At 39.3% G+C, this 24,676-nt stretch carries 18 protein-coding genes; 12 read left to right on the top strand and 6 right to left on the bottom strand.

Translation table 11 applies throughout. The features are described from left to right. Positions 1 to 77: 77 nt before the first annotated feature. Positions 78 to 1,388 carry a D-alanyl-D-alanine carboxypeptidase gene (locus PL9631_RS21055; RefSeq protein WP_083623391.1) on the bottom strand — a complete coding sequence of 437 codons (1,311 nt, stop codon included), beginning with the start codon at positions 1,386 to 1,388 and terminating at the stop codon, positions 78 to 80. 90 nt (positions 1,389 to 1,478) lie between these two features. Between PL9631_RS21055 and PL9631_RS21050 the strand changes: the two genes are divergently transcribed. The 7 genes from PL9631_RS21050 (at position 1,479) to PL9631_RS21020 (ending at position 7,702) form a co-directional block, all read left to right on the top strand. Next, positions 1,479 to 1,682 carry a type II toxin-antitoxin system HicB family antitoxin gene (locus PL9631_RS21050; protein WP_083623389.1) on the top strand — a complete coding sequence of 68 codons (204 nt, stop codon included), beginning with the start codon at positions 1,479 to 1,481 and terminating at the stop codon, positions 1,680 to 1,682. Beyond that, on the top strand, positions 1,679 to 1,855 hold the full coding sequence (locus PL9631_RS21045) for a type II toxin-antitoxin system HicA family toxin (protein ID WP_231516806.1): 177 nt from the start codon (positions 1,679 to 1,681) through the stop codon (positions 1,853 to 1,855). Before PL9631_RS21050 ends, PL9631_RS21045 begins: the two co-directional genes overlap by 4 nt. Positions 1,856 to 2,191: 336 nt before the next feature. Then, positions 2,192 to 3,283 (top strand): ISAs1 family transposase, encoded by a 1,092-nt coding sequence (locus tag PL9631_RS21040; RefSeq protein WP_083617868.1) that lies wholly within the window; start codon positions 2,192 to 2,194, stop codon positions 3,281 to 3,283. 365 nt (positions 3,284 to 3,648) lie between these two features. Further along, positions 3,649 to 4,692 (top strand): phosphate acyltransferase PlsX, encoded by a 1,044-nt coding sequence (gene plsX / locus PL9631_RS21035; protein WP_083623387.1) that lies wholly within the window; start codon positions 3,649 to 3,651, stop codon positions 4,690 to 4,692. Between the two features lie 46 nt (positions 4,693 to 4,738). Next, positions 4,739 to 5,731, top strand: a complete 993-nt coding sequence (locus PL9631_RS21030; protein ID WP_083623385.1) for a beta-ketoacyl-ACP synthase III — start codon at positions 4,739 to 4,741, stop codon at positions 5,729 to 5,731. Positions 5,732 to 5,868: 137 nt separating this feature from the next. Then, positions 5,869 to 6,726, top strand: a complete 858-nt coding sequence (gene fabD / locus PL9631_RS21025; RefSeq protein WP_083623384.1) for an ACP S-malonyltransferase — start codon at positions 5,869 to 5,871, stop codon at positions 6,724 to 6,726. 184 nt (positions 6,727 to 6,910) lie between these two features. After that, positions 6,911 to 7,702 carry an alpha/beta fold hydrolase gene (locus tag PL9631_RS21020; RefSeq protein ID WP_083623382.1) on the top strand — a complete coding sequence of 264 codons (792 nt, stop codon included), beginning with the start codon at positions 6,911 to 6,913 and terminating at the stop codon, positions 7,700 to 7,702. A gap of 86 nt (positions 7,703 to 7,788) precedes the next feature. Here the strand turns inward: PL9631_RS21020 and PL9631_RS21015 are convergent, their stop codons facing one another. The 4 genes from PL9631_RS21015 to PL9631_RS21000 form a co-directional block, all read right to left on the bottom strand. Continuing rightward, positions 7,789 to 8,544 carry a metallophosphoesterase family protein gene (locus PL9631_RS21015; RefSeq protein WP_083623381.1) on the bottom strand — a complete coding sequence of 252 codons (756 nt, stop codon included), beginning with the start codon at positions 8,542 to 8,544 and terminating at the stop codon, positions 7,789 to 7,791. Positions 8,545 to 8,589: 45 nt separating this feature from the next. Further along, positions 8,590 to 9,333, bottom strand: coding sequence for a DUF1995 family protein (locus tag PL9631_RS21010; protein WP_083623379.1), 744 nt, complete (start codon positions 9,331 to 9,333; stop codon positions 8,590 to 8,592). Positions 9,334 to 9,490: 157 nt separating this feature from the next. Next, complete coding sequence (locus PL9631_RS21005) at positions 9,491 to 10,663, bottom strand: cysteine desulfurase family protein (protein ID WP_083623378.1); 1,173 nt, start codon at positions 10,661 to 10,663, stop codon at positions 9,491 to 9,493. Positions 10,664 to 10,744: 81 nt separating this feature from the next. Further along, on the bottom strand, positions 10,745 to 11,146 hold the full coding sequence (locus PL9631_RS21000; protein WP_026797214.1) for a DUF7682 family zinc-binding protein: 402 nt from the start codon (positions 11,144 to 11,146) through the stop codon (positions 10,745 to 10,747). Positions 11,147 to 11,480: 334 nt separating this feature from the next. Here PL9631_RS21000 and PL9631_RS20995 point away from each other — a divergent pair, with 334 nt between their 5' ends. From PL9631_RS20995 to PL9631_RS20980, 4 genes are all read left to right on the top strand, one after another. Continuing rightward, positions 11,481 to 16,769, top strand: coding sequence for an AAA family ATPase (locus PL9631_RS20995; protein WP_083623376.1), 5,289 nt, complete (start codon positions 11,481 to 11,483; stop codon positions 16,767 to 16,769). Between the two features lie 21 nt (positions 16,770 to 16,790). Next, a complete protein-coding gene (locus PL9631_RS20990; RefSeq protein WP_083623375.1) occupies positions 16,791 to 18,446 on the top strand; it encodes a DUF655 domain-containing protein in 1,656 nt (551 codons plus the stop codon). 87 nt (positions 18,447 to 18,533) lie between these two features. After that, positions 18,534 to 19,628: a sensor histidine kinase gene (locus PL9631_RS20985; RefSeq protein ID WP_083623373.1), complete on the top strand. Its 1,095-nt coding sequence runs from the start codon at positions 18,534 to 18,536 to the stop codon at positions 19,626 to 19,628. An 87-nt stretch (positions 19,629 to 19,715) separates the two neighbouring features. After that, positions 19,716 to 21,149, top strand: coding sequence for a cation:proton antiporter (locus PL9631_RS20980; RefSeq protein WP_407947602.1), 1,434 nt, complete (start codon positions 19,716 to 19,718; stop codon positions 21,147 to 21,149). Positions 21,150 to 21,460: 311 nt separating this feature from the next. On the opposite strand, the gene recF is transcribed toward PL9631_RS20980, so the two are convergent. Beyond that, positions 21,461 to 22,618 carry a DNA replication/repair protein RecF gene (gene recF, locus PL9631_RS20970; protein ID WP_083623372.1) on the bottom strand — a complete coding sequence of 386 codons (1,158 nt, stop codon included), beginning with the start codon at positions 22,616 to 22,618 and terminating at the stop codon, positions 21,461 to 21,463. A 424-nt stretch (positions 22,619 to 23,042) separates the two neighbouring features. Between recF and PL9631_RS20965 the strand changes: the two genes are divergently transcribed. Continuing rightward, positions 23,043 to 24,668: an adenylate/guanylate cyclase domain-containing protein gene (locus PL9631_RS20965; RefSeq protein WP_331281280.1), complete on the top strand. Its 1,626-nt coding sequence runs from the start codon at positions 23,043 to 23,045 to the stop codon at positions 24,666 to 24,668. Positions 24,669 to 24,676: the final 8 nt, after the last annotated feature.

The raw sequence follows: 24,676 nt of genomic DNA, 5'->3' as shown, positions 1-24,676 counted from the left end.
CCTTCTGATGATATTGTAGTGAGTCCTTTAGGACTCTGAGGCGTGAACGCCTCACTACAAGGCGGAAGGAGGAAAAATCAAGGTGTTTGTACTAAAATCTGATTACGATTTGGATCACCAATACCCGGACGACGACCATCAATATGAGGTTGAATTAATTCGGGTAAGCTATCAGGAGAACCCCACTGACTCACGAATTGCTGTAATAAATAATCCTGATCAGCCCTTAACCCATCTAAATCAGTTCCCCGATTAATAATAGCAAACCAAACTAAACCGCGATCGCGAGTTGGTACAACCCCAGCTAACGCACTAACATCCGATAATGTTCCAGTTTTAACAGGAGAAGAAACCGGAATTTTTCGATCTTCTAACGTACCTTGGGTGTCGATTCCAGCAACGGGAAATAAGTCAGAAATGGTAATATTAGTATCTTGTAAATATCGAGCTAAAGCCATAAACATTGCGACAACAGCCCTGGGAGAAATTTGATTTTCAGGCTCTAAACCCGAACCATTAATTAACCGAATTTCCTCGATAGGAACTCCCGCCGCCTGTGATGCTAATTGTCTAACATTTGCCGCCCCACCCACATTGGCTGCTAAAATTTCAGCCATGGGATTATTACTATAAATATTCATTTGTTTAATAATTTCAACTAAAGCTAAAGATTGATGACGAATAATTGGGGTTGAATTTACCGTCCCAGGTTGAGCGATAATATTTCCTGAAATCATAACTTGAGGTTTAGCTGTTCCAGGTGTCATCCGAGAATGCTGATAAATAATTTCTTCCTTCCAAGATGGTGAATTAAATGCCTCTTTTAATAATTGACCCACTTTTAGGGGTTCAACTTCATAATTCATATAGAAACGATCTGTAATGATCAAATTCCCCGCAACCCCGCGAATTCCCATTTGATTTAATGTATTTCCCAGGGCGATCGCTTCTTCCCAAATAAAAAACGGATCACCATTCCCCGTTACCACTAAATCCCCCTGTACCACACCCCCAACAATCGGCCCAGTCACCCCTAGAATCGTCTCAAACCGATGTTCGGGGGGCCAAACCTGTAAAGAAGCCAAAGAAGTCGCGACCTTAGTTAGAGAAGCGGCTGGCAGGGGCGTCGTCTCAGAATTTTTAGCCAGGGGAACCCAACTTGACTGCACCCAAATTCCCTGGACGTCCTTGGAAAGTCCCTTAGCCGCTAACCGATTCAAATATTGTTGTACCACCGCTTCCGCCACGGGATCGGGCTGTTCGGGAAACACCACCTGGGATAACTCCGTTTCCAAATTCTCCAATACAGAAGTATTGAGTCCCGCCCGATCTATCCCCGCCATTTGCAACCAAACACCAACTAATCCTGAACTCAGAATATCAATCATTGTAAATCGCTAAACACTATCAAATAAACCAGTCTAACCCGAAAGGATTGCATCAATGCTAAAATAGGAAAATAGCCCCTTTACTCAACTATGAATATTAAAGCTATTGTTCACGAAGCAGAAGATGGAGGGTATTGGGCAGAAGTTACTGCACTTCCTGGATGTGTGACCCAAGGAGAAACTTGGGAAGAAGTGATGGAAAATCTGCAAGAAGCGATAGAAGGTTGGTTAGAGGTAGCAAATCAAAGTCTAAAGGAAAAAGAAACTGACCGCATTGTGGAAATTGCAGTATGAAATCAATTTCTGGGAAAACATTTTGTAAAATTTTGGAAAGAAAACGGTGGATTTTGAAAAGAATCAAAGGGAGTCATCATATTTATCAAAATCCCGAAAATAATAGGATCGTTTCTGTTCCAGTTCATCGGAATCAAGATTTAAAGCTCGGAACATTAGGTGTGTTCTTATGAAAACTGCAAATATATCTGAAGATGAGCTAAAATAAATTACTTTTCTATACTGACTCTAAAGAACAGTCCGAAAAACCGAGTTTAATGCAATTTGTTTTCTTTCTAACAGAAATATTACTGAAAAAACCCGGTTTGCTGACTGCAAACCTATTGTTAAGTACCTAAACAAAATTAATTGCATATTCTTGACCTAAATTTTCCAGCACTTTTGAATTTAGCTTAGGTGAGTAGGCAGGTAGCCCAGGGCTGTTTCAAAGTCAGGTGAAAAAGAGTAAAGAAAGAGCGATCGCCACCTGATAAAATGGAGAGCGATCGCCATTTTTTTCTAAAATAAAGATGCTAACAAGTTTAATAGAAAATTTAAAAGAAGTCAAGGATTTCCGAAAAAGTCAGGGAAAAAGGTATAGTTTATGGGAAGTGCTATTAGTAGTAGTTTTAGGGGTGATGTCAGGGCATCAAGGATATCGAGAGATGGAATATTTTGTCAAAGCCAACGAAGTTATCCTGAAAAGAACATTCAATATCTATAGCCAAGGAATGCCATCTTATTCAACAAGAAGGAGAGTGATGAGAGGAGTAGACGAGAAGGATTTAAGCAAAATAGTAAAAGAATGGTCAAGAGAGAATTCTCCTAAATTAAAGGGAATAGAGGGATTAGCAATAGATGGAAAAAGTTTAAGAAGTACGGTAAAAGACCCAGGAAATCAGCAGCAAAACATGGTAATAATGGTATCTCTATTTAGTCAAGAAACCGGATTAGTATTAGCGACGGAAAAGTTCGAGAGTAAAACCGGGTCAGAACAAGCTGTAGCCCAATGTATAATAGGAGAATGTGGTCTAAAAGGAAAGTTAATAACTGCGGATGCGTTACATTGTAATGTCACCACAGCCCGAAAGATTATCGAGAGTGAAAACGATTATTTAATTGCGGTTAAGAAGAATCAAATCAAACTGTATAATCAAATTGAAAAAATCACAAAGACGACGAAAGCTGAAAGTATAGATACTCAAAAAGAGCGGGGTCATGGACGAGAAACAACTCGTCGGGTATCAGTGTTTAAAAAATCAATAAAATTTGAAAGCCCTTGGGAACATATTGAAAGTATAATTCAGGTAGAACGGTGGGGATATAGAGGAAAAAAGCCTTATAAAGAAACGGTTTATTATATAAGTAGTATCTGGGAAAAGGCAGATTTTTTTGCCCAAAAGATTAAAGGGCATTGGGGGATTGAGAATCAAGTTCATTGGGTAAAAGATGTGTTATTTAAAGAGGATAGTATGAAAATTCATCAAGTACAAGCGGCGACTAATTGGGCACTGCTCAACACCCTAGGATTGAATATTTTCAGAGGTTTAGGATTTTGGTCAATAACAGAGGGAAGAAGGTGGTTAGGAAATCATTGGGAGAAATTAGTGGCTATCTCTTAATCCGATAGTTAAAAATCGGGAATGTAAGTCTTACTCCGTAGGGAATAAGAATATTTATGTTGCTTAGATGATATCTCCTATAATTAATATTAATATAGCAATTATATGAAATATTAATTATTCGGAAAATAGCTATCATGTTTGAGAATTATGGCCCAAAAGTAGGCTATAATTTTCAAACATGAAACAGCCCTGGGCAGGTAGCCAAAATATTTTTAATAAACCCAGATTGATCGTACCAGCACCCGATCAAAATTGACTCTATCAGTGCAATTAAAAAGCCATCCCCCGCATCCGCGAGGAAAAGACAGGGCTTTAGAGCCGTTTTTTTGGTAAAATCCTGAAGGTTTCTCAAAAGTTGGTCAATGAGTTCAACTCGCGCACGAATTGCAATTGACGCTATGGGCGGAGATCATGCTCCTGCCGAAATCGTTGCTGGAGCGCTAATGGCCCAGGAAAAATGGGATGTGGAAGTCTTTTTGGTCGGCGACCCCGATCAAATTGAAGCCGCTCTCAAACACCACCATAGCAAGCTCCCTCTGTCTCAAATTATTCCGGCTGAAGGCACAATCGAAATGCACGAAGAAGCCTTGGGCGCCTTAAAACGCAAACCCAAAGCTTCAATTAACGTGGCTATGAATCTGGTCAAACAAAAAAAAGCCGATGCCGTCGTCTCGGCGGGTCATTCCGGTGCAGCTATGGCCTCAGCCCTGTTGCGCTTAGGACGCCTGCCCGGGATTGATCGGCCAGCTATTGGGGCAGTTTTGCCCACCATGAAGCCTGACTCCCCGGTTCTGGTCTTAGATGTGGGGGCGAATGTCGATTGTCGCCCTAAGTTTTTAGAACAGTTTGCGGTGATGGGATCGATTTACAGTCGTTATGTCCTGGGAACTTCTGAACCGCAAGTGGGGTTACTCAATATTGGTGAAGAATCCTGTAAGGGCAATGATCTGGCGATTCGTACCTATCAACTCCTAGAAAATCATCCTGAAATTGCCTTTGCTGGAAACGCCGAAGGGCGGGATGTCCTAACGGGAAAATTTGATGTGATTGTCTGCGATGGTTTCGTGGGGAATGTGCTTTTGAAATTTGCCGAAGGAGTGGGAGAAGCCGTTTTGCAAATGCTCAAGGAGGAGTTAACCGATGGATTACAGGCTAAATTGGGAACTGCGTTGCTCAAACCTAGTTTAATGCGGTTTAAACAACGGGTGGATCATGTTGAACACGGCGGCGCCTTACTCCTCGGGGTAGCTGGGGTTTGCATTATTAGTCATGGATCTTCTAAAGCGGCAACGATTGCCAATGCAGTTCGTTTGGCCAAAGAAGCGATCGATAACCAAGTCCTAGAACGGATTCAATCCCAATATCAAAAACACTCTCAACCCGATGAAAAGGTGATTAGTGGTTAATCGCTATTTCGGGGAATAGGGAATAGGGAACACCGGAACAGAAACAATGATGACAACAGGCATTTCAATTACGGGTTGCGGATCGGCTACACCCTCGGTTTTACTTGATAATCATGGACTCTCTCAACGAGTCGAAACCTCCGATGAATGGATTACTTCTCGCACCGGAATTACTCAGCGACGTTTAGCTGATCCCGATACGTCGTTAAGTCAATTAGCAACAGTGGCGGCCCAAAATGCGATCGCCATGGCAGCCATTGACCCGGCGGATATTGATTTGATTATCCTAGCTACATCAACGGCTGATGATCTGTTTGGGAGTGCCAGTTTAATTCAATCTCAACTAGGTGCAACTAAAGCGGTGGCTTTTGATATGACCGCCGCCTGTTCGGGGTTTGTATTTGGGTTAGTCACCGCCTCCCAATTTATTCGTACTGGAGTCTATCAAACTGTTCTTTTAATTGGGGCGGATGTCCTCTCCCGTTGGGTGGATTGGTCAGATCGTAGAACCTGTATTTTATTTGGGGATGGCGCCGGGGCAGTGGTATTGCAGGCGGATGAACGCGATCGCTTATTAGGATTTGAAATTAGAAGTGATGGCAGACAAAATCAGTCTTTAAATTTATCCTATCAACCCCAACCCCAGGAAATATTACCCGGAATTACGATTGGTCAAGGAACCTATAACCCGATTTCTATGAATGGTCAAGAAATCTATAAATTTGCGGTTAAAAAGGTTCCAGAAGTCATTGAAAAAGCATTATTTAGGGCAAATTTAACCGTCGATCAAATTGATTGGTTAATTCTGCATCAAGCCAATCAACGTATTTTAAATGCGGTGGCAGAACGATTAAATATTCCTTCGGAAAAAGTGATTAGTAATTTAGCCAAATATGGTAATACTTCTGCGGCTTCTATTCCCTTAGCCCTAGATGAAGCGGTGCGAGAGGGAAAAATTAAACCCGGCGATCGGATTATGACGTCTGGTTTTGGCGCGGGACTCACTTGGGGGGCGGCTTTGTTTGAATGGGGGAGATAAGGGTGTTCGGAGCAGGGGAGGCAGGGGAGGCAGGGGAGGCAGGGGGCACTTCGACAGGCTCAGTGACCGCAGGGGAGGCAGGGGGAGCGTCCTCAATTAACAATTGACAATTTACAATTAACAATTAACTAATACAAATGACAACAACAGCATGGATTTTTCCGGGTCAGGGTTCACAAAAAATTGGGATGGGAGCGGATTTATTTGAACAGTCTGAACATCAAGAACGATTAAAATTAGCTGAAAAAATTCTGGGTTGGTGTGTTCCTGAAATTTGTCAAGATCCTGAAGATAAAATATCTCAAACTTTATATACTCAACCTAGTTTATATGTCCTTGAAACCCTATTAGTTGATAAGTTAAAACAACAAGGACAATCTCCTGATTATGTTGCGGGTCATAGTTTGGGGGAATATGTGGCTTTATATGCGGCGGGAGTCTTTGATTTTGGAACGGGTTTAAAATTAGTTCAATGTCGGGCTGAATTAATGAATACTGCGGCGGGGGGACAAATGGCCGCGTTAATTGGGTTTGATCGAGAACAACTGGATCAACAAATTCAACAAACCCCAAATATTGTTCTGGCGAATGATAATAGTGCCGCCCAGGTGGTAATTTCTGGAACCCCGGAAGCCGTTGATCAAGTATTAGCAAATATTAAAGTCAAACGGGCGGTTAAATTAAACGTTTCTGGCGCTTTTCATTCCCCCTTAATGCAAGAAGCCGCCACAGAATTTCAACAGATTTTAGACGGAATTTCTTTTAACACTGCTCAAATTCCCGTATTATCAAATGTTGATCCCACACCGACCACCGATGGGACGCTCTTAAAACAACGTCTCACCCAACAAATGACCGGTTCTGTGCGATGGCGAGAAATTTGTTTACAATTATCAATATTAGGGGTGACACAAGTTGTAGAAATTGGCCCTGGAAACGTCCTCACGGGCTTAATGAAGCGGACTTGTCCCGAAATTCTGTTAAAAAACATCTAAAAACCGTTGTTGCGCTTGAGCGCAATCTTACAAGCAACCGTTGTTGCGCTTGGGCGCAATCTTAACAGCCTTAGCAGCAACAACGAAAGACAATATACTAAGGTTTGTTGTTTCACTTGAGCACTTCTAAGATGGCGCTAAAGCGCAACAACGGGGAATATTAACCAGACTTACCTAAAATACCTTGAATTTTCTCAAACCCACTTCTCCCAGACCCGATTTACCCCTATTCCTCTTTTTTCCAGGAATGGATGGAACAGGTCAACTATTCACGGTTCAAATTCCTCGATTAATGGATGCGTTTGAAATTCGTTGTTTAGCCATCCCCCAAACCGATCAATCTGACTGGAAAACTCTAGTTAAAAAAACCATAGATTTAATTGAAATAGAACGTAAAACCAATCCCAAACGGGAGATTTATTTATGTGGAGAATCTTTTGGGGGATGTTTGGCTTTATTAGTGGCAATTTTTGCGCCCCATTGGTTTACTCGTTTAATTTTAGTTAATCCCGCATCATCAATTAAACAACAACCTTGGTTACAATGGGGTTCCTATTTAACCCAATGGCTTCCTGATTGGTTTTATCCTAGTTCTGTTGTTGGTTTATTGCCCTTTTTAGCGGCTTTAGGACGAATTGAAGCCTCAGAACGTCAAGCATTATTAATAGCGATGAAGTCTGTTCCTCAAAGCACTTCAGCTTGGCGATTAGAATTATTACGCTTATTTCAACCCAGTGAATCTGATCTGAATCGGGTTAATATTCCGGCTTTAGTCATTGCCAGTGGTGCGGATCGATTATTACCTTCGGTGTTAGAAGCTCGATTTTTAACCCAGGCTTTACCTAATGCTCAAATGGTGGTTTTACCCGATAGTGGTCATGCTTGTTTGTTAGAAAATGATATCGATTTATATACACTAATTCAGGCTTATTGTGTTTCTGAGGAAAGCGATCGCCCAGTTCAATATCAGAGGTAATGGGGAATTACGAATTATGAATTACGAATTACGAATGGTTAATCAGTAATAAACTGATAACTGATGACTGATAACTGATAACTGATTTAAGGCCTAACATAACTTAATCGGGCTAATAAAGAAGGCGGTTTTAAATGGGTAACTACCCGATTTAAAGGTAAAATCCGCATTTGATTATGGTGCATAACATTGACTTGATAAACTTTTTTATTCGTAATATCTAATCCTGTCAACCAACCACTTTTAGCATGATAAACTCCCGTATCAATGCCTAACCATCCCTGACCTTGAACTAACTGTCCCGGTTCAATGCCATCAAAAGTAAAAGTAATAGTATGACCAATAATAATTAACTTGTCCGAAAAATAGGGTTTAGGAATATTATGAAATTCTCGCCGTATCCAACAAAATTCCTCCTCATTTTGTTCTTTAATGGACATTTTGGGATTTACACCCGCATGAACTAGCCAAACATCACCCAAATCGAGATATAAGGGTAAAGAAGCCATCCAATGCACATGATCCCGAGGCAGAATTCCTACATCTTGATAGCTGGTAATAGTAGTTAAACCGCCACTATATAACCAAGCTTGCCACGCTTGGGGATTTTTCCCCTCATCCGGCAACGCATTTAACATCAGTTGTTCATGGTTGCCCCGTAAACATTGATAGGGACTATTTTTGACAAATTCAACCACTTGGGCACTTTTGGGCCCACGATCAATTAAATCGCCTAAAAAATAGACTTGATCATTTGCACCCGGAGCAATACGATCTAATAGGGTGATTAGCCCGTCGTAATGCCCATGTACGTCACCAATAACAATGCGTCGAGTCAGCATTTTTTATTTAATTGCACACATATAAAGTGTTCTTCAAAACAGAAATTATCGACTTAAGGCGCGAATAAAACTCTGAAGTCCAGATAAAACACCTTTTTTGGGCCGTTGGACAGTTGGGGACACCGACGAGTCACCTCCAGGGATCGCCTGTGCCAGAATTAGATCGAGTTCATCCCCGACAGGTTTTGTTGGTAGCTCGGTGATTAACTTATATTGTCCATCCACTTCTAACCAAACTTCCCACATTGAAGGATAACAACGTCTGAGTGTCGCACCTTCTAGGGACTTCAGGTAATAGCAAGACTCAATGGTCTTGATAAAACGTTCTCGCAACTGACGAGCAGCATATCCTATTCCTATAATAGCAATATCTTCTAGTTTCGGATTTAGTAGAATTACTGGACGGTCTCCGGCAAATTGGGACAATTTTTCTACCTGCGCCACTTCTATCGCCGAGGGAGATACAACCAAAAATTGCTGATCTTCTGGTTGTAAACGAGTTTCCACTGGAGAACGAGAAGTTCCTAAATCCGTTACCCGAAATGAGGTTTGTCCCCAGTCTCGACGGGCTAAAGCGGCGGCGCCGGTATCGGGAAATAAGACGACTAATTGACTATCGGGTTTTTGAATAACCGGAATAAATTCTAGGGCAATAGATTGAGCTTCAAGTTCAATTTCAGGAAAAACTAATTCAATTTGAATTAATTTATAACCATCATTTAAAGCGGCTTGAGTTGCTTGTTTAGCTTGTTCAATTGCTGCTGCTAAACTGTTAGGTAATTCGGGCATAAATTTTAAATTTATTAATGATTAACTGTTGTTGAAAAATAGGTTGATGATCCCCCTAAATCCCTCCTAAAAAGCGGGACTTTGAAACTCCGGTTCCCACCTGTAGAGACGTTGCAGGCAACGTCTCTACGGGATTAGGGATATATTTAGAATTCCCCTAACATCGTGCTAATGCCACACAGGGAATCAAACGCTTGAGGACTTGTTTCACCACCATTGCTGTCCAATCGATATCGGCTTCGGTGGTATTCCGTCCCAGGGTAAAACGAATCCCCCCTAGGGCGGTAATATCGTCATATCCCATCGCCAATAAAATCGGACTGGGACTGAGTTTACCACTACTACAAGCCGAACCTGCACTAATGCCAATTCCGGCTAAATTCAGTTGACGGACTAGGGTTTTTCCCGTTAAAGTTGCGGGATTAATGGGTTTTGGGGTGACACAGAAACTAACATGATGGGGTAAACGATTTAAACGATCGCCTGTGGGTAATAAATACGGCACATCGGCCAATAAGTCAAATAGGCGATCGCGTAACCTAATTAACCGGGAGGTTTCTGTTACCATATCCTGGGCCGCCAATTGGCAAGCTAACCCAAATCCGGCCAGGGTAGGAACAGCTTGTGTCCCAGAACGCAGTTGAAATTCCTGTCCTCCTCCAGCTAACACAGGAGTTAACTGTACCCCATCCCGCACATATAACGCCCCGGCTCCTTGGGGGCCATATAATTTATGACTGGACAGGGATAATAAATCAACGGGTAACTGCTGCATATCCAGGGGTAAACGTCCCGCCACCTGTACCGCATCGGTATGAAATAAAGCCCCGTGAGCATGGGCGATTTTGCCTAGGGTTTGAATCGGTTGCAGGGTTCCCACTTCGCTTTGGCCATAAATAATCGATACTAAAACCGTATTCCGTTGAATGGCCGCCTGTAAGTCCAAGGGGTGAATCCGTCCGTAACTATCCACGGGTAAGCGGGTAATTTCCCATCCAGACTGTTCTAGGAGTTTCGCCGGTTCAGAAATAGCCGAATGTTCCACCGCCGAGATAATTAAATGTTGCGGTTGGGAATATTGACGGGCGACGCCCATAATGGCCAGATTATCGGCTTCGGTGCCCCCGGAGGTAAAAATAATCGATTCCGGTGGGGCGTTAATCAGGTGAGCTACCTGTATTCTGGAGCGCTCTAAAACCATGGCGGCTCTGTTACCCCACTCATGAATACTCGAAGGATTTCCCCAATTTTCAGTCATCACCATTTGCATGAGGGCGATAACTTCATCTGAGGGCGGAGTGGTGGCGCTATGATCAAGGTAAATTTGCATAGATTTTTATCAATCAAAAATTGAGTTTTATTTTCCGCAAGCACAATTAAAAATCGTTAAAATTCAAGGTGTTTAAGTTAATTAATCTCCTGGTTTACAAACGTTATAATCTTCATGGGAAAGGACTTTTTGGGGAACGAGCAAATTACCGCTATCTTGACAAAGCATTCGATAATTTCGGGTTACGGGAATACTGATAATAAAACGATTATGGCGCAGCCGCTTCCCTCCAAAGTCTCGGTAATTTTTTTGGTCATTTAAGCCCGCTAAAATAGTCCTGGCCTTAATCACAACATAATCGGGTAAGCCTCTGAGATCAATGATATCCTGAGTAAAGGAGGCTTCCCATTCTAGTTTTTTGGTTCGTTTGTCCTCTATAGCCTGACTGTGGGAATCCTGTGTCACCTCTTGTTGATTACAACGATGACAGATTTTCCCATATCCTTTATGGCCACAGGGAAATGTCCTCTTTCGTTTTGGCATAGCACAGCAGTGAGGGTGATTACCCGCGCCTACAAGCTCTGAGCAAGTGCTTACGGCGCTGAGAGACTATTACATCTTTTTCCGTCGGTGACTTGGCAGAAATTAAGTTAATCTCGTCCTATTAATAGATTACCTGAATCATGAAGCTAGGCAATGGGCAATAGGTAATGGGTTTTAGAAAAATGGGCAATGGACAATCGTTATTGATTTTTTTGATTGTTATCTAAAATCTCGGTTAAAAATTAATTTATGGCTAATATGCCAGTTAGAGTTTCTGTAAAGTTTTTCAAATTATTGTAGTATAAATACTTATTATCTAGTCGACATTATAGATATGCTCAATCTTCCTGACGTGACGATTATTTCCCAACTCTATGAAAGTGCCAACTCTCTCGTTTATAAAGCGATTCGACAGGAAGATAATCAACCACTAATTTTAAAAGTTCTCAAAGAAAATTATCCGACTCCCACGGAACTCGCCCGTTATCGTACGGAATATGAAATTACCCAATCCCTGAATTTACCCGGGGTGATTAAAGCCTATAATTTGCAAAAATATCAAAATACCCTGGTTATGTTCCTGGAGGATTTTGGAGGAAAATCTTTAAAACTTTGGATAGAAAAACACGCCTTGACCCTAAAGGAATTTTTAAAGATTGCCCTTTGCGTCGCGGAAACCCTAGGACATATTCACGCTAAAAATATTATTCATAAAGACATTAATCCCTCTAATATTATTTTTAACCCCACGACCGGACAAGTAAAAATTATTGATTTTGGGATTTCTACGCAATTAACTCAAGAAAATACAAGCCTGAAAAATCCTAATATTCTCGAAGGAACTCTCGCCTATGTGTCCCCGGAACAAACTGGACGAATGAACTGTAGTTTAGATTATCGCACGGATTTTTATTCTCTTGGTGTTACTTTTTATGAATTGCTAACTTATCAACTTCCTTTTGAAACAACGGATGCCCTGGAATTAGTTCATTGTCATATTGCCAAACAACCTTTAGACCCCTCCAAGATTAATTCTGACATTCCCCAAGTTGTTTCGGATATGGTCATGAAACTGATGGCAAAAACGGCGGAAAAACGATATCAAAGTGCGTTTGGAATTAAATCAGATTTAGAAAAATGTCTAAATCAACTTCAGGATTCTGGGACTATATCAAATTTTGTTCTAGCCACTCAAGATATTTCCGATAAATTCCAACTCCCTCAAAAACTCTATGGCAGAGAGCAGGAAATAGAGCAATTACTAACAGTTTTTGCTAGGGTGAGATACCAAAGACAAATGATATTAATTGCTGGCTATTCTGGTGTTGGAAAAACCGCTTTAGTGCAGGAAATCTATAAACCAATTACCGAAAAACGAGGATATTTTATTTCAGGTAAATTTGATCAATATCAGCGTGATATTCCCTATAGTGCTGTGGTCAGTGCCTTTCAATCTTTAGTTAAACAACTATTAACAGAAAGTGAAGTAGAGTTAAGACAATGGCGAGAAAAACTTTTGACCGCATTAGGTGTTAATGGTCAAGTGATTATTGAAGTCATTCCAGAGATTGAATTAATCATAGGAAAACAACCGCCTATAAATAGACTAAATGCGAATCAGTCTCAAAATCGCTTTAACTTAGTTTTCCAAAATTTTATTCAAGTTTTTACACAACCCGAACATCCTTTAGTTTTATTTATCGATGATTTACAGTGGGCAGATGGTGCATCATTATCACTAATACAAGTGCTGATGAGAGTTAATTCACCTGGGCTATTTTTCATTGGTGCTTATCGAGATCAGGAAGTTACGCCTGCTCATCCATTAATGCTAACCCTAGATAAAATAACCCAACAAGGAATTATTATTGATCATATTTATTTATCTGCTTTAGATGAATCAAACACGGTTAAATTTATTGCTGATTTAATTAATTGTGATCAGGAATCAGTCAGAGAATTGGCTAATTTAGTGCATTTGAAAACAGGTGGAAATCCTTTTTTTATGAATGAATTTTTGAAATCACTTTATATGGAAGGGTTATTAAGTTTCGATTATCGAGATTTAAAATGGCAATGGAATTTAGAACAGATTAAAAGTCGAAATTTTACTGATAATGTGGTAGAATTTATGACGGAAAAAATCAAAAGTTTGCCCGAAAGTACACAGAATATATTGACCCTTTCTGCCTGTATCGGAAATCAATTTGATTTGGAAACTTTAGCCTTGATTACTCAAAAAGAAATCGAGACAATCATCGGTGATTTATATGGGGCTATGGCGGAAAATTTAGTCACTCCCATAGTAAATATGATCGATATAGAATTAGTCTTAGCTAAAAAACAATTTTTGCCAAAATCCTTAGAAATTCGGGAGATTAAATCCGTCACATATCAATTTAATCACGATAGAATTCAGCAAGCTGCCTATGGGCTAATCGAAGACAGTAAAAAATATTATTTTCATCAAAAAATTGGTCAATTAATCCTGAAAAATACGACTTTAGAGGGGCGAGATGAGAAAATATTTGATATTGTGAATCAACTCAATTTTAGCATTCCCTTAATTTCTGATTCGTTAGAAAAACAAGAATTAGCAGAATTAAATTTGATAGCAGCCAAGAAAGCCAAGTTGTCTGCGGCCTATCAACCAGCTTTAAATTATTTACAAACGGGAATAAAACTATTAACAACTGATAGCTGGGAAACCCAATATCAATTAACACTTTCTTTATATGAAGAATCGGCGGAGATTGCCTATCTAAATACGGATTTTACTTTGATGGAAACCTGGATTGAAATGGTACTCTCGCAAGCCAAAACAGTTTTAGATCAAGTCAAAGTTTATGAAATAAAAATTATGAGCTATAACGCCCAAGGAAAATTCAAGGAAGCTATAAAAACTGGATTAGAAGTCTTGAATTTACTGGGGATTAAATTATCGAAAAATCCTGGTAATTTAGATATTTTATGGGGACTATTACGAACAAAATTAACCCTGGGATTTCGACCGATTAATAGTTTAATTGACTTGCCAATCATGACTAATTCTTCTGCTCAGGCAGCCATGAGAATTTTAAGTAAAATTAGCAGCACAACCTATATGTTTGCCCCTTTAATGTTACCTTTAGTTGTGTTTGAACAAGTTAATTTATCCATCAAGTGGGGGAATACTTCTGAATCCCCTTTTTCAGCCTATAGTGGCTATGGAACAATTCTTTGTGGTATTTTTGGTGATATTAATGCTGGCTATCAATTTGGTCAACTGGCTATAGCATTGGTCTCAAAACTGAATGCTAAAGAGGTAAAATGTAGAACAGAATTTACAGTAAATAACTTTATAATACATTGGAAAGAACCTGTAAAAAATATATTAACTCCCCTTCAGAATGCTTATTTACTTGGACTGGAAACCGGTGATTTAGAATTTGCTTCCTATGCAACTTATGCTTACATCTGTTGTGCTTTTCTGAGTGGTTTTGCATTACCACAACTGGAGTTAGAAGTAGCAACTTATAGCCAAGCTGTTCGTCAATTAAGACAAGATAGAAGTGCTGATTTAAACTGTATTTTGCATCAAGCTATGCTCAATTTAATGGGAGAATCAGAAGCACCTCATGATTTAATTGGACAATCTTTTGATGAACAAACAGCCATCCCCATATTTTATGATAGAAATGATCGGAATGCAATTTATTTTATATATTTTTTCAAATTTGTACTTTGCTTTTTATTTGGAGAACTAGAGCAGGCTATTTCTAATGCCAAAGTTATAGAAGATTATAGTGATGGAGCATTCTCTCTTTTAAAAATATCCCACTTCAATTTTTATAATTCCTTGGTTCATTTAGGTCTTTATCAAAGTAAATCTGGCTTTAAACAGAGTTATTTAAGAATAAAAAATAATCAAAAAAAACTAAAAAAATTTGCAGATTATGCTCCTCAAAATAACCTACATAAATATCTTCTGGTAGAAGCCGAATTATGTCGAGTTTTGGGAAAAGATTATTCGGCGATGGGTTATTATGATCAAGCGATTACTTTAGCAAAAGAAAATGAATATATTCACGAAGTTGCGATCGCTTATGAACTAGCAGCGAAGTTTTATCTAGGGAAAGATAAAGAAATTATCGCTAAAGCCTATATGCAAGAAGCTCGCTATTACTATCAACTTTGGGGGGCAACGGCTAAGGTTAAACAATTACAAACCCAATATCCCGATTTATTAACGGTAACTCAACGAGATGTTTCTTCTAGTCAAATCACCACCACTAGCTCGGGTTCAAATCTGGATATTGCCACAGTATTAAAAGCATCCCAGGCTATTTCTAGTGAAATTGAATTAGAGCAATTACTATCCCGCTTAATGAAAATTTTAATTGAAAATGCGGGAGCACAGCGAGGCTATCTGATTTTATCAAACCAGGGAAAACTATTCATTGAAGCCGAAGGAACCCTTGACCATGAAGCAGTAACGGTATTACAATCGATTCCGGTTGAAAATTGTTTAGAAATTTCGCAAGCAGTTGTCAATTATGTGGCTCGGACTCAAGAGAGTGTTGTCCTAAACCATGCCGCCCAAAACGGTCAATTCCAAAATGATGCTTATATCAAAAATTATCAACCCCAATCTATTTTGTGTGTTCCCTTAATTAATCAAGGTCAATTAATTAGTATCGTTTATTTAGAAAATAATTTAACCACAGAAGCTTTTACCACCGAAAGACAAGAACTATTAAATCTGCTTTCGGCTCAAGTTGCCATTTCCGTTGAAAATGCCCAACTCTATAAGAATATGGCACAATTGAATCAAGCCTATGAAAGATTTGTTCCGAGTCAATTTCTTGAGTTTTTAGATAAGTCTAGTATTGTTGATGTGAAATTAGGCGATAATGTCCAGTTAGAAATGTCGGTGCTATTTTCGGATATTAGGGACTTTACCAGTTTAAGTGAAAGCATGACACCCGAAGAAAATTTTAAGTTTATTAATTCCTATTTGAGTCAGATGGAACCCGCTATTATTGAAAACCAAGGCTTTATTGATAAATATATTGGTGATGCCATTATGGCTTTATTTAGTGGGGATGCAGATAATGCTTTAAAAGCGGGAATTTCTATGTTGAAGCGACTGGATAAATATAATATTAAGAGACTCCAAAATCATTATCCACCATTAAAAATTGGCATTGGCATTAATACCGGGTCTTTGATGTTGGGAACCGTTGGGGGACAGAATCGGATGGATGGAACTGTGATTTCTGATGCAGTTAATTTAGCGTCCCGGGTGGAAGGTTTAACCAAAAATTATCAAGTGTCTCTGTTGATTACTGAACAAACCTATTGTCGTCTGAAAAATCCTTTAGACTATTATATCCGTACCATTGATATTGTTAAGGTTAAGGGAAAATCCGAGGCGGTGACGGTTTATGAGGTGTTTGATGGGGACTCCCCCGATGTTAAGGAGGGAAAGTTAGGGACTTTGCCTTTATTTACGGAGGCATTGGAACTTTATTCTCAAGGGAAATTAGCTGAAGCGGGGCAACTTTTTGCTGAATGTTGGCATCGAAATCAAGGCGATTGCGTGGCAAAGATTTATCAGAAATCCTGTCAAGAGTTAATATAACAAAAAAGCCCCGATTTTTTTATGGTTGTGCATCAAGTAATCAAAAGATCGTTACGATTGGGTTTAACCCTATTGTTAGCTTTAGGTCTGGATGGTTGTGTTAAAACATCATCCGAATCCGTCTTAAAACCCCGTTTAGAACCCCTTCCTCAAGATCCTTTAATTCAGGTTTATTTTAATCATTCGGAAGCCTCAGTTTATACCGAACCTTATCGGCATATATCTCGCTTTGGAGATAATTTAGAACAAATTATTATTGATACTATTACTCAATCTACATCAACAATTGATGTGGCAGTTCAAGAATTTCGTTTACCGAATATTGCTCAAGCATTAGTTGAACGTCACCAAGCTGGGGTTGAAGTTCGAGTTATTTTAGAAAATAATTATCGCCGTCCCTGGAGTCAATTTACGCCAGCAGAAATTCAACAGTTACCTGAACCAGAAAAGGCTCGATATCAAGAATTTATCTTACTTGCTGATTTGAATCAAGATAAAAAAATTAGCTCGGAGGAAAGTCTACAACGGGATGCTTTAATCATATTAGAAAAGGCGGGGATTCCGATTATTGATGATACCGAAGATGGTTCCAAGGGGACGGGATTAATGCACCATAAATTTATTGTGGTAGACGAAAAAACCGTAATTGTTACTTCTGCTAACTTCACAACTAGCGATGTTCACGGAGATTTTCAGACGATTGAAAGTCTAGGAAATGCCAATAATTTATTAAAGATTGAGAGTTCAAAATTAGCAAAATTGTTTTCTAAAGAATTTAACTTGATGTGGGGCGATGGAGTCGGTAAAAAAAAGGATAGTCTATTTGGAATTAACAAAATTTTTCGCGGGATGCAGAATGTTTTAGTTGATAATACTCCTGTAAACATTCAATTTTCTCCTACGTCGAGAAAACAACCTTGGGAGACTAGCACGAATGGTTTAATTAATCAAAAATTGAAACAAATGAATCAATCTTTTGATTTTGCTTTGTTTGTGTTTTCCGCCCAAGATATTGTTAATACTTTAGAAAAAAAATATCAAAATAACGTCTCAATTCGAGGATTAATTGATCCTAGTTTTGCCTATCGTTCCTATAGTGAAGGTTTGGATATGATGGGAATTGCTTTAGTGAATAAGTGTCGGTATGAAGTAGGAAATAAGCCTTGGAAACAGCCGATTTCAACGGTAGGAATTCCTAATTTACCACCGGGCGATCGCTTACATCATAAATTTGGAATTATTGATGGTAAAATTGTCATTACAGGTTCCCATAATTGGACGGAAGGCGCAAATACCCAAAATGATGAAACTCTAATTGAGGTTAAAAATCCAATAGTTGCGTCTCATTTTCAGCGAGAATTTGAGCGACTTTATCAAAATTCAGCCCAAGGGATTCCTAATTGGCTATTAACAAAAGCTGAAAAAGATCTAAAAGCCTGTGGTAATACGGTTATCTCTCAAACTGCTCCTGCAAAAACAAGTTCCTCTGGTAAAATCAATCTTAATACCGCTAGTCAACAGGAGTTAGAAACCTTACCCGGCGTCGGGCCAAAGTTAGCTCAAAATATTATAGCAGCTAGACAGAAAAAATCCTTTACTTCCCTAGAAGATTTAGATCAGGTATCTGGTTTTGGGCCAAAATTGTTAGAGAAAATTAGCGATCGCGTTATTTGGTAAACTAGAATAGGCAATAGTCAACAGTTATTACTAGGGGTTAGTTTATTAACCAAGATTTAATAAAGCCCTGAAGGGCTTACTACTGATATGAATAAAATTGGTTTGCGAGGTCGTTTATTTTTATCCCATCTGTTAGTAATGTTAATTGGGGTAACATCCTTAGTGATTATTGGAAAAATATATTCTCCTCGATTTTTTGTCAGTAATTTAGAACAACTCGAAGGCCCAGGATTTCGGTTACAATATATTAGAACTCGCCTGGTCAAAGGCTTTGAAATAGCCTGGAACCGCAGCACCTTTTGGTCAGTTTTAGCCGGGACAACCGCCGCCGTAGGACTCAGTTATTGGTTAACTAAACGCATTACTAAACCCTTAACGGAAATGGAAGAAATCACCCAGAAATTTGCTTCCGGGGAATGGTCAGAACGAATGTCTCCTAATGATATTCCCGAATTAAATCAATTAGCCATGAGTTTCAATCAAATGGCGGCTAGTTTACAAAATGTGGAAAAAGGTAGACGGGAATTAGTGAGTGATTTAACCCACGAACTCAGAACTCCTTTAACAATTGTTAGAGGTTATTTAGAAGAAATAGCCGATGGAAATATTGATCCTTCCCCAGAAATTTATCAACAATTAGCTAAGGAAACAAAACGTTTAGAAAGATTAGTAAATAACTTACAGGAACTCTCAAAAGTTGAATCCGGTTATTTACCCATCCATCAAAAACCCGTTAATTTATATCCCTTATTAGTATCATTAGTACAGAGGTTTTCCGATCAAATCTTAGAAGATGGGCCGATTATTCAGTTAGAATCTTCCCCGGATTTACCTTTGGTTTTAGCCGATTTAGATCGAACCGAACAAATTTTAGTTAACTTATTAGGCAATGCTATTTGTTATACAGAAACCGGAACCATTACCGTTAAAACTAACTATGATTTAAACTTTTTTTGGATTGGGGTTATTGATACCGGAATCGGCATTTCTCCCGAAGATTTACCCCATGTTTTTGAACGATTTTGGCGGGCTGATCGTTCCCGTTCTCGACATTCGGGGGGAACCGGAATTGGATTAGCAATTACCCGTCGGTTAGTGGAATTACAAGGCGGAAAAATTACGGTTTCCAGTAATTTAGGAAAAGGTAGTATTTTTAAATTTTCACTTCCCTTAGCCAAATAACCTGTAACATTTAGAGTTTAAACAGGTAGCTATTGATTTTTCTCCTCCCCCTTTCTTAATATCCCTATTTTCGGTAAAGTGATTTGGATGAGTTATCTGGAGCTAACTGTGGATCTAGTTACAGGATTTTTCTCGCTAGACTCTATATTCTCAAGCTGGGGATTAAATTTCTTGCCGATTTTGGGGACAGCAACGGAAGCCTGTCCTCCCGTTGAAGCAGAATCAACCATGGTACTCCTAGGAGTTCTGCTGAGTTTAGTGGCTATTTTTGTAGCCAGTAAAGCGGGGGGAGAATTTGCCAACTGGTTAGGGTTTCCGCCAGTTCTGGGAGAACTCCTCGGAGGCGTGATTATCGGGGTTTCGGCCATGAATTTGGTCGTTTTTCCAGAAGGGGGTATTGATAGCGCTCAGTCTGTAATTATCAGTATTCTGGAAAAAACCGCCGGGTTAAGTCCAGATGCCGCAGAAGCGACTTTTAAAAGTCAAAGCGAAGTTTTAGAGATTTTATCGGAACTGGGTGTCATTATTCTGCTGTTTGAAATTGGCCTTGAATCCAATATTGAACAACTACTAGCGGTTGGCATTCAAGCCTTTGTTGTCGCTTCTTTGGGGGTTGTGGTGCCCTTTGTCGTCGGCACAGCCGGATTAATCGTTATTTTCCATGTTCCTGTGATTCCGGCGGTTTTCGCCGGGGCAGCATTGACCGCTACCAGTATCGGCATTACCTCTAGGGTTTTATCAGAAATTGGTTGTTTATCTACCCAAGAAGGTCAAATTATCTTGGGTGCGGCGGTAATTGATGATGTCTTAGGAATTCTAATTTTAGCCGTTGTTGCCAGTCTCGCAAAAACCGGAGAAATCGATGTGACTAATATCATTTATTTGATTATTAGTGCCACGGTTTTCATTGTCGGTGCAATTGTTTTAGGGAAGTTTTTTAACGGGACTTTTGTGGCCCTGGCTTCCCAATTTAAAACCCGGGGTCGGGTTGTAGTACCTGCGTTAACTTTAGCGTTGCTTTTAGCCTATATTGGCGGCGCGATTCACCTAGAAGCAATTTTAGGCGCATTTGCAGCCGGGTTAGTGTTAGATGAAACCGAACCGGGTAGAGAGTTAGAAGAACTAATTAAACCCATTGCGGATGTAATTGTCCCGGTATTTTTTGTGGCGGTGGGGGCAAAAACCAATTTAGGGGTTTTGAACCCGGCAGTCCCAGAAAATCGAGAAGGGTTAATTATTGCTACCTTTTTGATTGTGGTGGCTATTGTGGGCAAAATTGCCGCGGGTTGGGGAGTGTTTGGGTTAGATAATCCCAACCGTCTTGGCATTGGCGTCGGGATGATTCCCCGAGGAGAAGTGGGATTAGTATTCGCAGCCGTTGGTTCGGCTAGTGGTGCATTATCTCCCGCCTTGGATGTGGCAATTATTCTGATGGTCATTATCACGACTTTCTTAGCACCTCCTTTACTGCGAATTGTGTTTAAAACCGACACTCCGCCGCCATTATCCGAAACAACTTAACCGAATTAAAGATGGTTTTACGGATTGAAGTTGGGTGAGAAAACGAGGAAGCAGTGCGAGCCTCCTCGCTCGCTAAATATCAACATCTGATTTATGTTATCTTTAACGAAAGATGAATTTAACTCTTGTCAAGAAACACTATATTTATTATCAAATCCAGCCAATGCAGAACACCTATTAGAATCAATTAAACAAGCTGAATCAGGCAAAAAATCCGTTAGATAATTAGTTGATGCGTAAGTTATAATTATAGCAAGATTGCCAATTCGTAATTCGTAATTCGTAATTCGTAATTCCCTATTCCCTATTCCCTAATATATAAACTGACTAATCTCTCCCGCTTTAACATTTAAAATTTGAGTATGTTTTAACCATTGAGTATCAAAAGCCCCTAAATGAGTCGTTGTAATTAAAGTTTGAAATCGGTCTTGAATCGCATCTAATAGTTGATTTTGTCGGTTTAGATCTAATTCTGCTAAAACATCATCTAAAAGCAGTAAAGGCGGCTCCCTTACGACTTCTTCAATCAGTTGTAATTCCGCTAATTTTAAGGCTAAAACTAATGTTCGTTGTTGACCGGATGAGCCATAACTTCGGGCTGGAGTTTGATTAATAGTAAAGATAACATCATCTCGATGGGGCCCTACTAAGGAAATTCCTTGTTGTTTTTCCGCGATCGCTCTTGTGGTAATTTTATCAAAAAAAGCCTGTTGAATTTTTTCCGGTGGAGTCGTTGATAAACTGTGATTGGGTAAATCTAAATTAACATTAGGTTGATAACTAATATCCAATAATTCCGTACTTCCACTAATAGATTCATGCCAAACTTTAGCCAAAGGGACTAAACGTTCTAAAACGCGATCGCGACGGCGGATAACCCTAGTTCCAGCTATGGCTAATTGAACATTCCAGAGTTCTAATTCCTCTTGTTTATGGTGAATTTCTGATGTTTCTGGATTTTGTTTAATTTGTTTTAATAAAGCATTTCTTTGACGCAAAACTTGATTATATTGTTGTAAAATATAAGCATAAATCGGTTCTAACTGAACCAATAAACGGTCTAACCAATGGCGTCGATATTCGGGACTTCCCCGAACTAATTCTAAATCCAAACTAGAAAACTGTACCACATTTAAAACACTCAAAAAATCCAAATGTCGGCGCAGGGATTCCCCATTTAAACAAACAGTTCTCCCCCCTTGGGAACGCAGAGTAATCCCTAAATCTAATGTACCTAAATCCCGTTTTAAAGTAGCTGTAACTTGTGCAGTAGGTTGGGGATTGAAAATCAAATCCCGATCTCGACTAACTCGATGACTTTTGAGGGTAGAAAGTAACTCAACCGCTTCTAATAAATTAGATTTACCTTGGGCATTATTTCCTAATAAAATTGTTTTGGGAGCTTCAAATATAACTTTTTGATCGGCATAATTACGAAACTGTCGGAGATGTAATAATTTCAAATACATGGCAAGAGAGAATGGGAAATTACAAATTACGAATTACGAATTACGAATGGGTTTTGAGTTTTGGGTAAAAATTAGATGTAGCTCATGTCCTAAGTTAATAATTTTAAAGACTAAAAAATGTTGCAAAAAGCTATAGATATAGCTAAAATCTGATTACTCTTATTATAAAAATTAAAAAATAAATTGACATTACTCATTACCCATTCGTAATTCATAATTCGTAATTCGTAATTACTTTACCATAATATCGAATGGAGTTTTGGGTTGTTACCCCAGCCCAATTCAGTGGTAAGATGCCCTAAACTAGATAAATTGGTGAATTGGGGTTACATTGGAAGGGGACAGGGATGGAAACCGTAGAAATCACTGATACGGAGACGCCATCGCACGTCTGTACTAATAACTGATTACTAATAAGAGGACAGTGCCATATTTAATTTGTAATCCCGACACAACCAGTGCCATGACCTTTAACCTACAGTTCGGTGTAAATACCATCGGACGGGGACGGGATAGCACAATTTGTTTAGCGGATGTGAGCCTTTCTCGTCATCACGCTCGCATTGATGTCAGTGAGGGAAAAAACACAATTACCGATATGCAGAGTAGTAATCATACCTTTGTGAATGAGGTGATGATTGAACACACGAATCTCAAATCTGGAGATTTAATTCGTTGTGGTCGGGTGGTGTTTAAATTTATGAATGTTTCCCTAACCCCAGCTTTAAAAGCCGATGCTGAAAATCATCAAACCTCGGTTATTCAGGAATTTGCTACCGATAATAGTTATACCATTATTCAAGATTTATTAGGAACTTCTCAAGCCAGAAATTCAGTTTTAAATATTCGACAACAGGATGCTAATTTAAGAATTGTTGACAAGTTAAAAATTTTATTAGAAGTCAGTAAAGAGCTATCTTCTCCCAATGAACTCAATAAACTACTTGATAGAATTTTAGATTTATTATTTCAAATCATGAATCTGGATCGGGCAGCGATTTTGCTAGTTAATCCCCAAACCAATAATTTAGAAAATAAGGCGGTTAAATTTCGGGAAGAACCCCTAGCTGACGAACATTTTTATAGTAAAAAAATTACCAATATTGTTAGAGAAACAGGAAATGCCGTATTAATAGATAATGCTCAAGCCGATGAGCGATTTGAGGGGTCTGAGTCGATTCTGTGTCAAGCCATTCATGCGTCCATGTGTGCGCCCTTAAAGTTGCGGGATAGTGTGATTGGGGTTTTGTATGTGGATAATTTATCTTTATCTAATCTTTATTCTCCCGAAGATGTAGAATTTTTAGCCGCCTTAGCCAATCAAGCCGCGATCGCGATTGAAAATGCCGAACTCTATAAAAAAATGCAGGAAGAAGCCGTAATTAGAAATAAATTAGAACGGTTTTTTCCGCCAGCCGTGAGTCGAAAACTGCGGGAAGAAGGAAAATTTGATGCGATCGTGGAAAGTGAAGTAACGGCTTTATTTTCTGATATTACTCGATTTACAGAAATGTCTTCTCGGATGCAGCCGCGTCAAGTTATTTCCATGTTAAATGAATATTTTAAACTGATGGTGGAGGAGATTGTTTTTCCCTTTGAGGGAACTTTAGAAAAGTATATTGGGGATGCTTTAGTGGCGGTTTGGGGCGCGCCCTATTCTCGCCATGATGATGTGGATCGAGCAGTGCGAGCGGCCATTGAAATGCAGTGGACGGTAGATAGAATGAATCAACAATGGAAACAGCGTTATGGAGAACCGATTTATATTCATATTGGACTGAATACCGGACAGGTAGCAGCCGGAAATATTGGGTCAGAAAAACTGATTCAATATACCCATATTGGGGATACCATGAATGTTGCTAGTCGAATTTGTTCCGCCGCTAATAGAAACGAAATTTTAATTTCTCAATCGACTTTGGATCAGTTAAAAGATCGGAGTTTGCCTTTAGAAAAAATTCCTCCTGTTATTGTTAAAGGGAAAACCGAACCCCTGCAACTTTATCGTTTACATTGGCAAGAAGTTCAATCAACAGCCCTTTCTTTTTGAATTCAATC

This window comes from Planktothrix paucivesiculata PCC 9631, assembly GCF_900009265.2.
GTDB classification, from domain to species: Bacteria; Cyanobacteriota; Cyanobacteriia; order Cyanobacteriales; family Microcoleaceae; genus Planktothrix; species Planktothrix paucivesiculata.
This window is presented reverse-complemented; position numbering and strand designations above follow the sequence as displayed.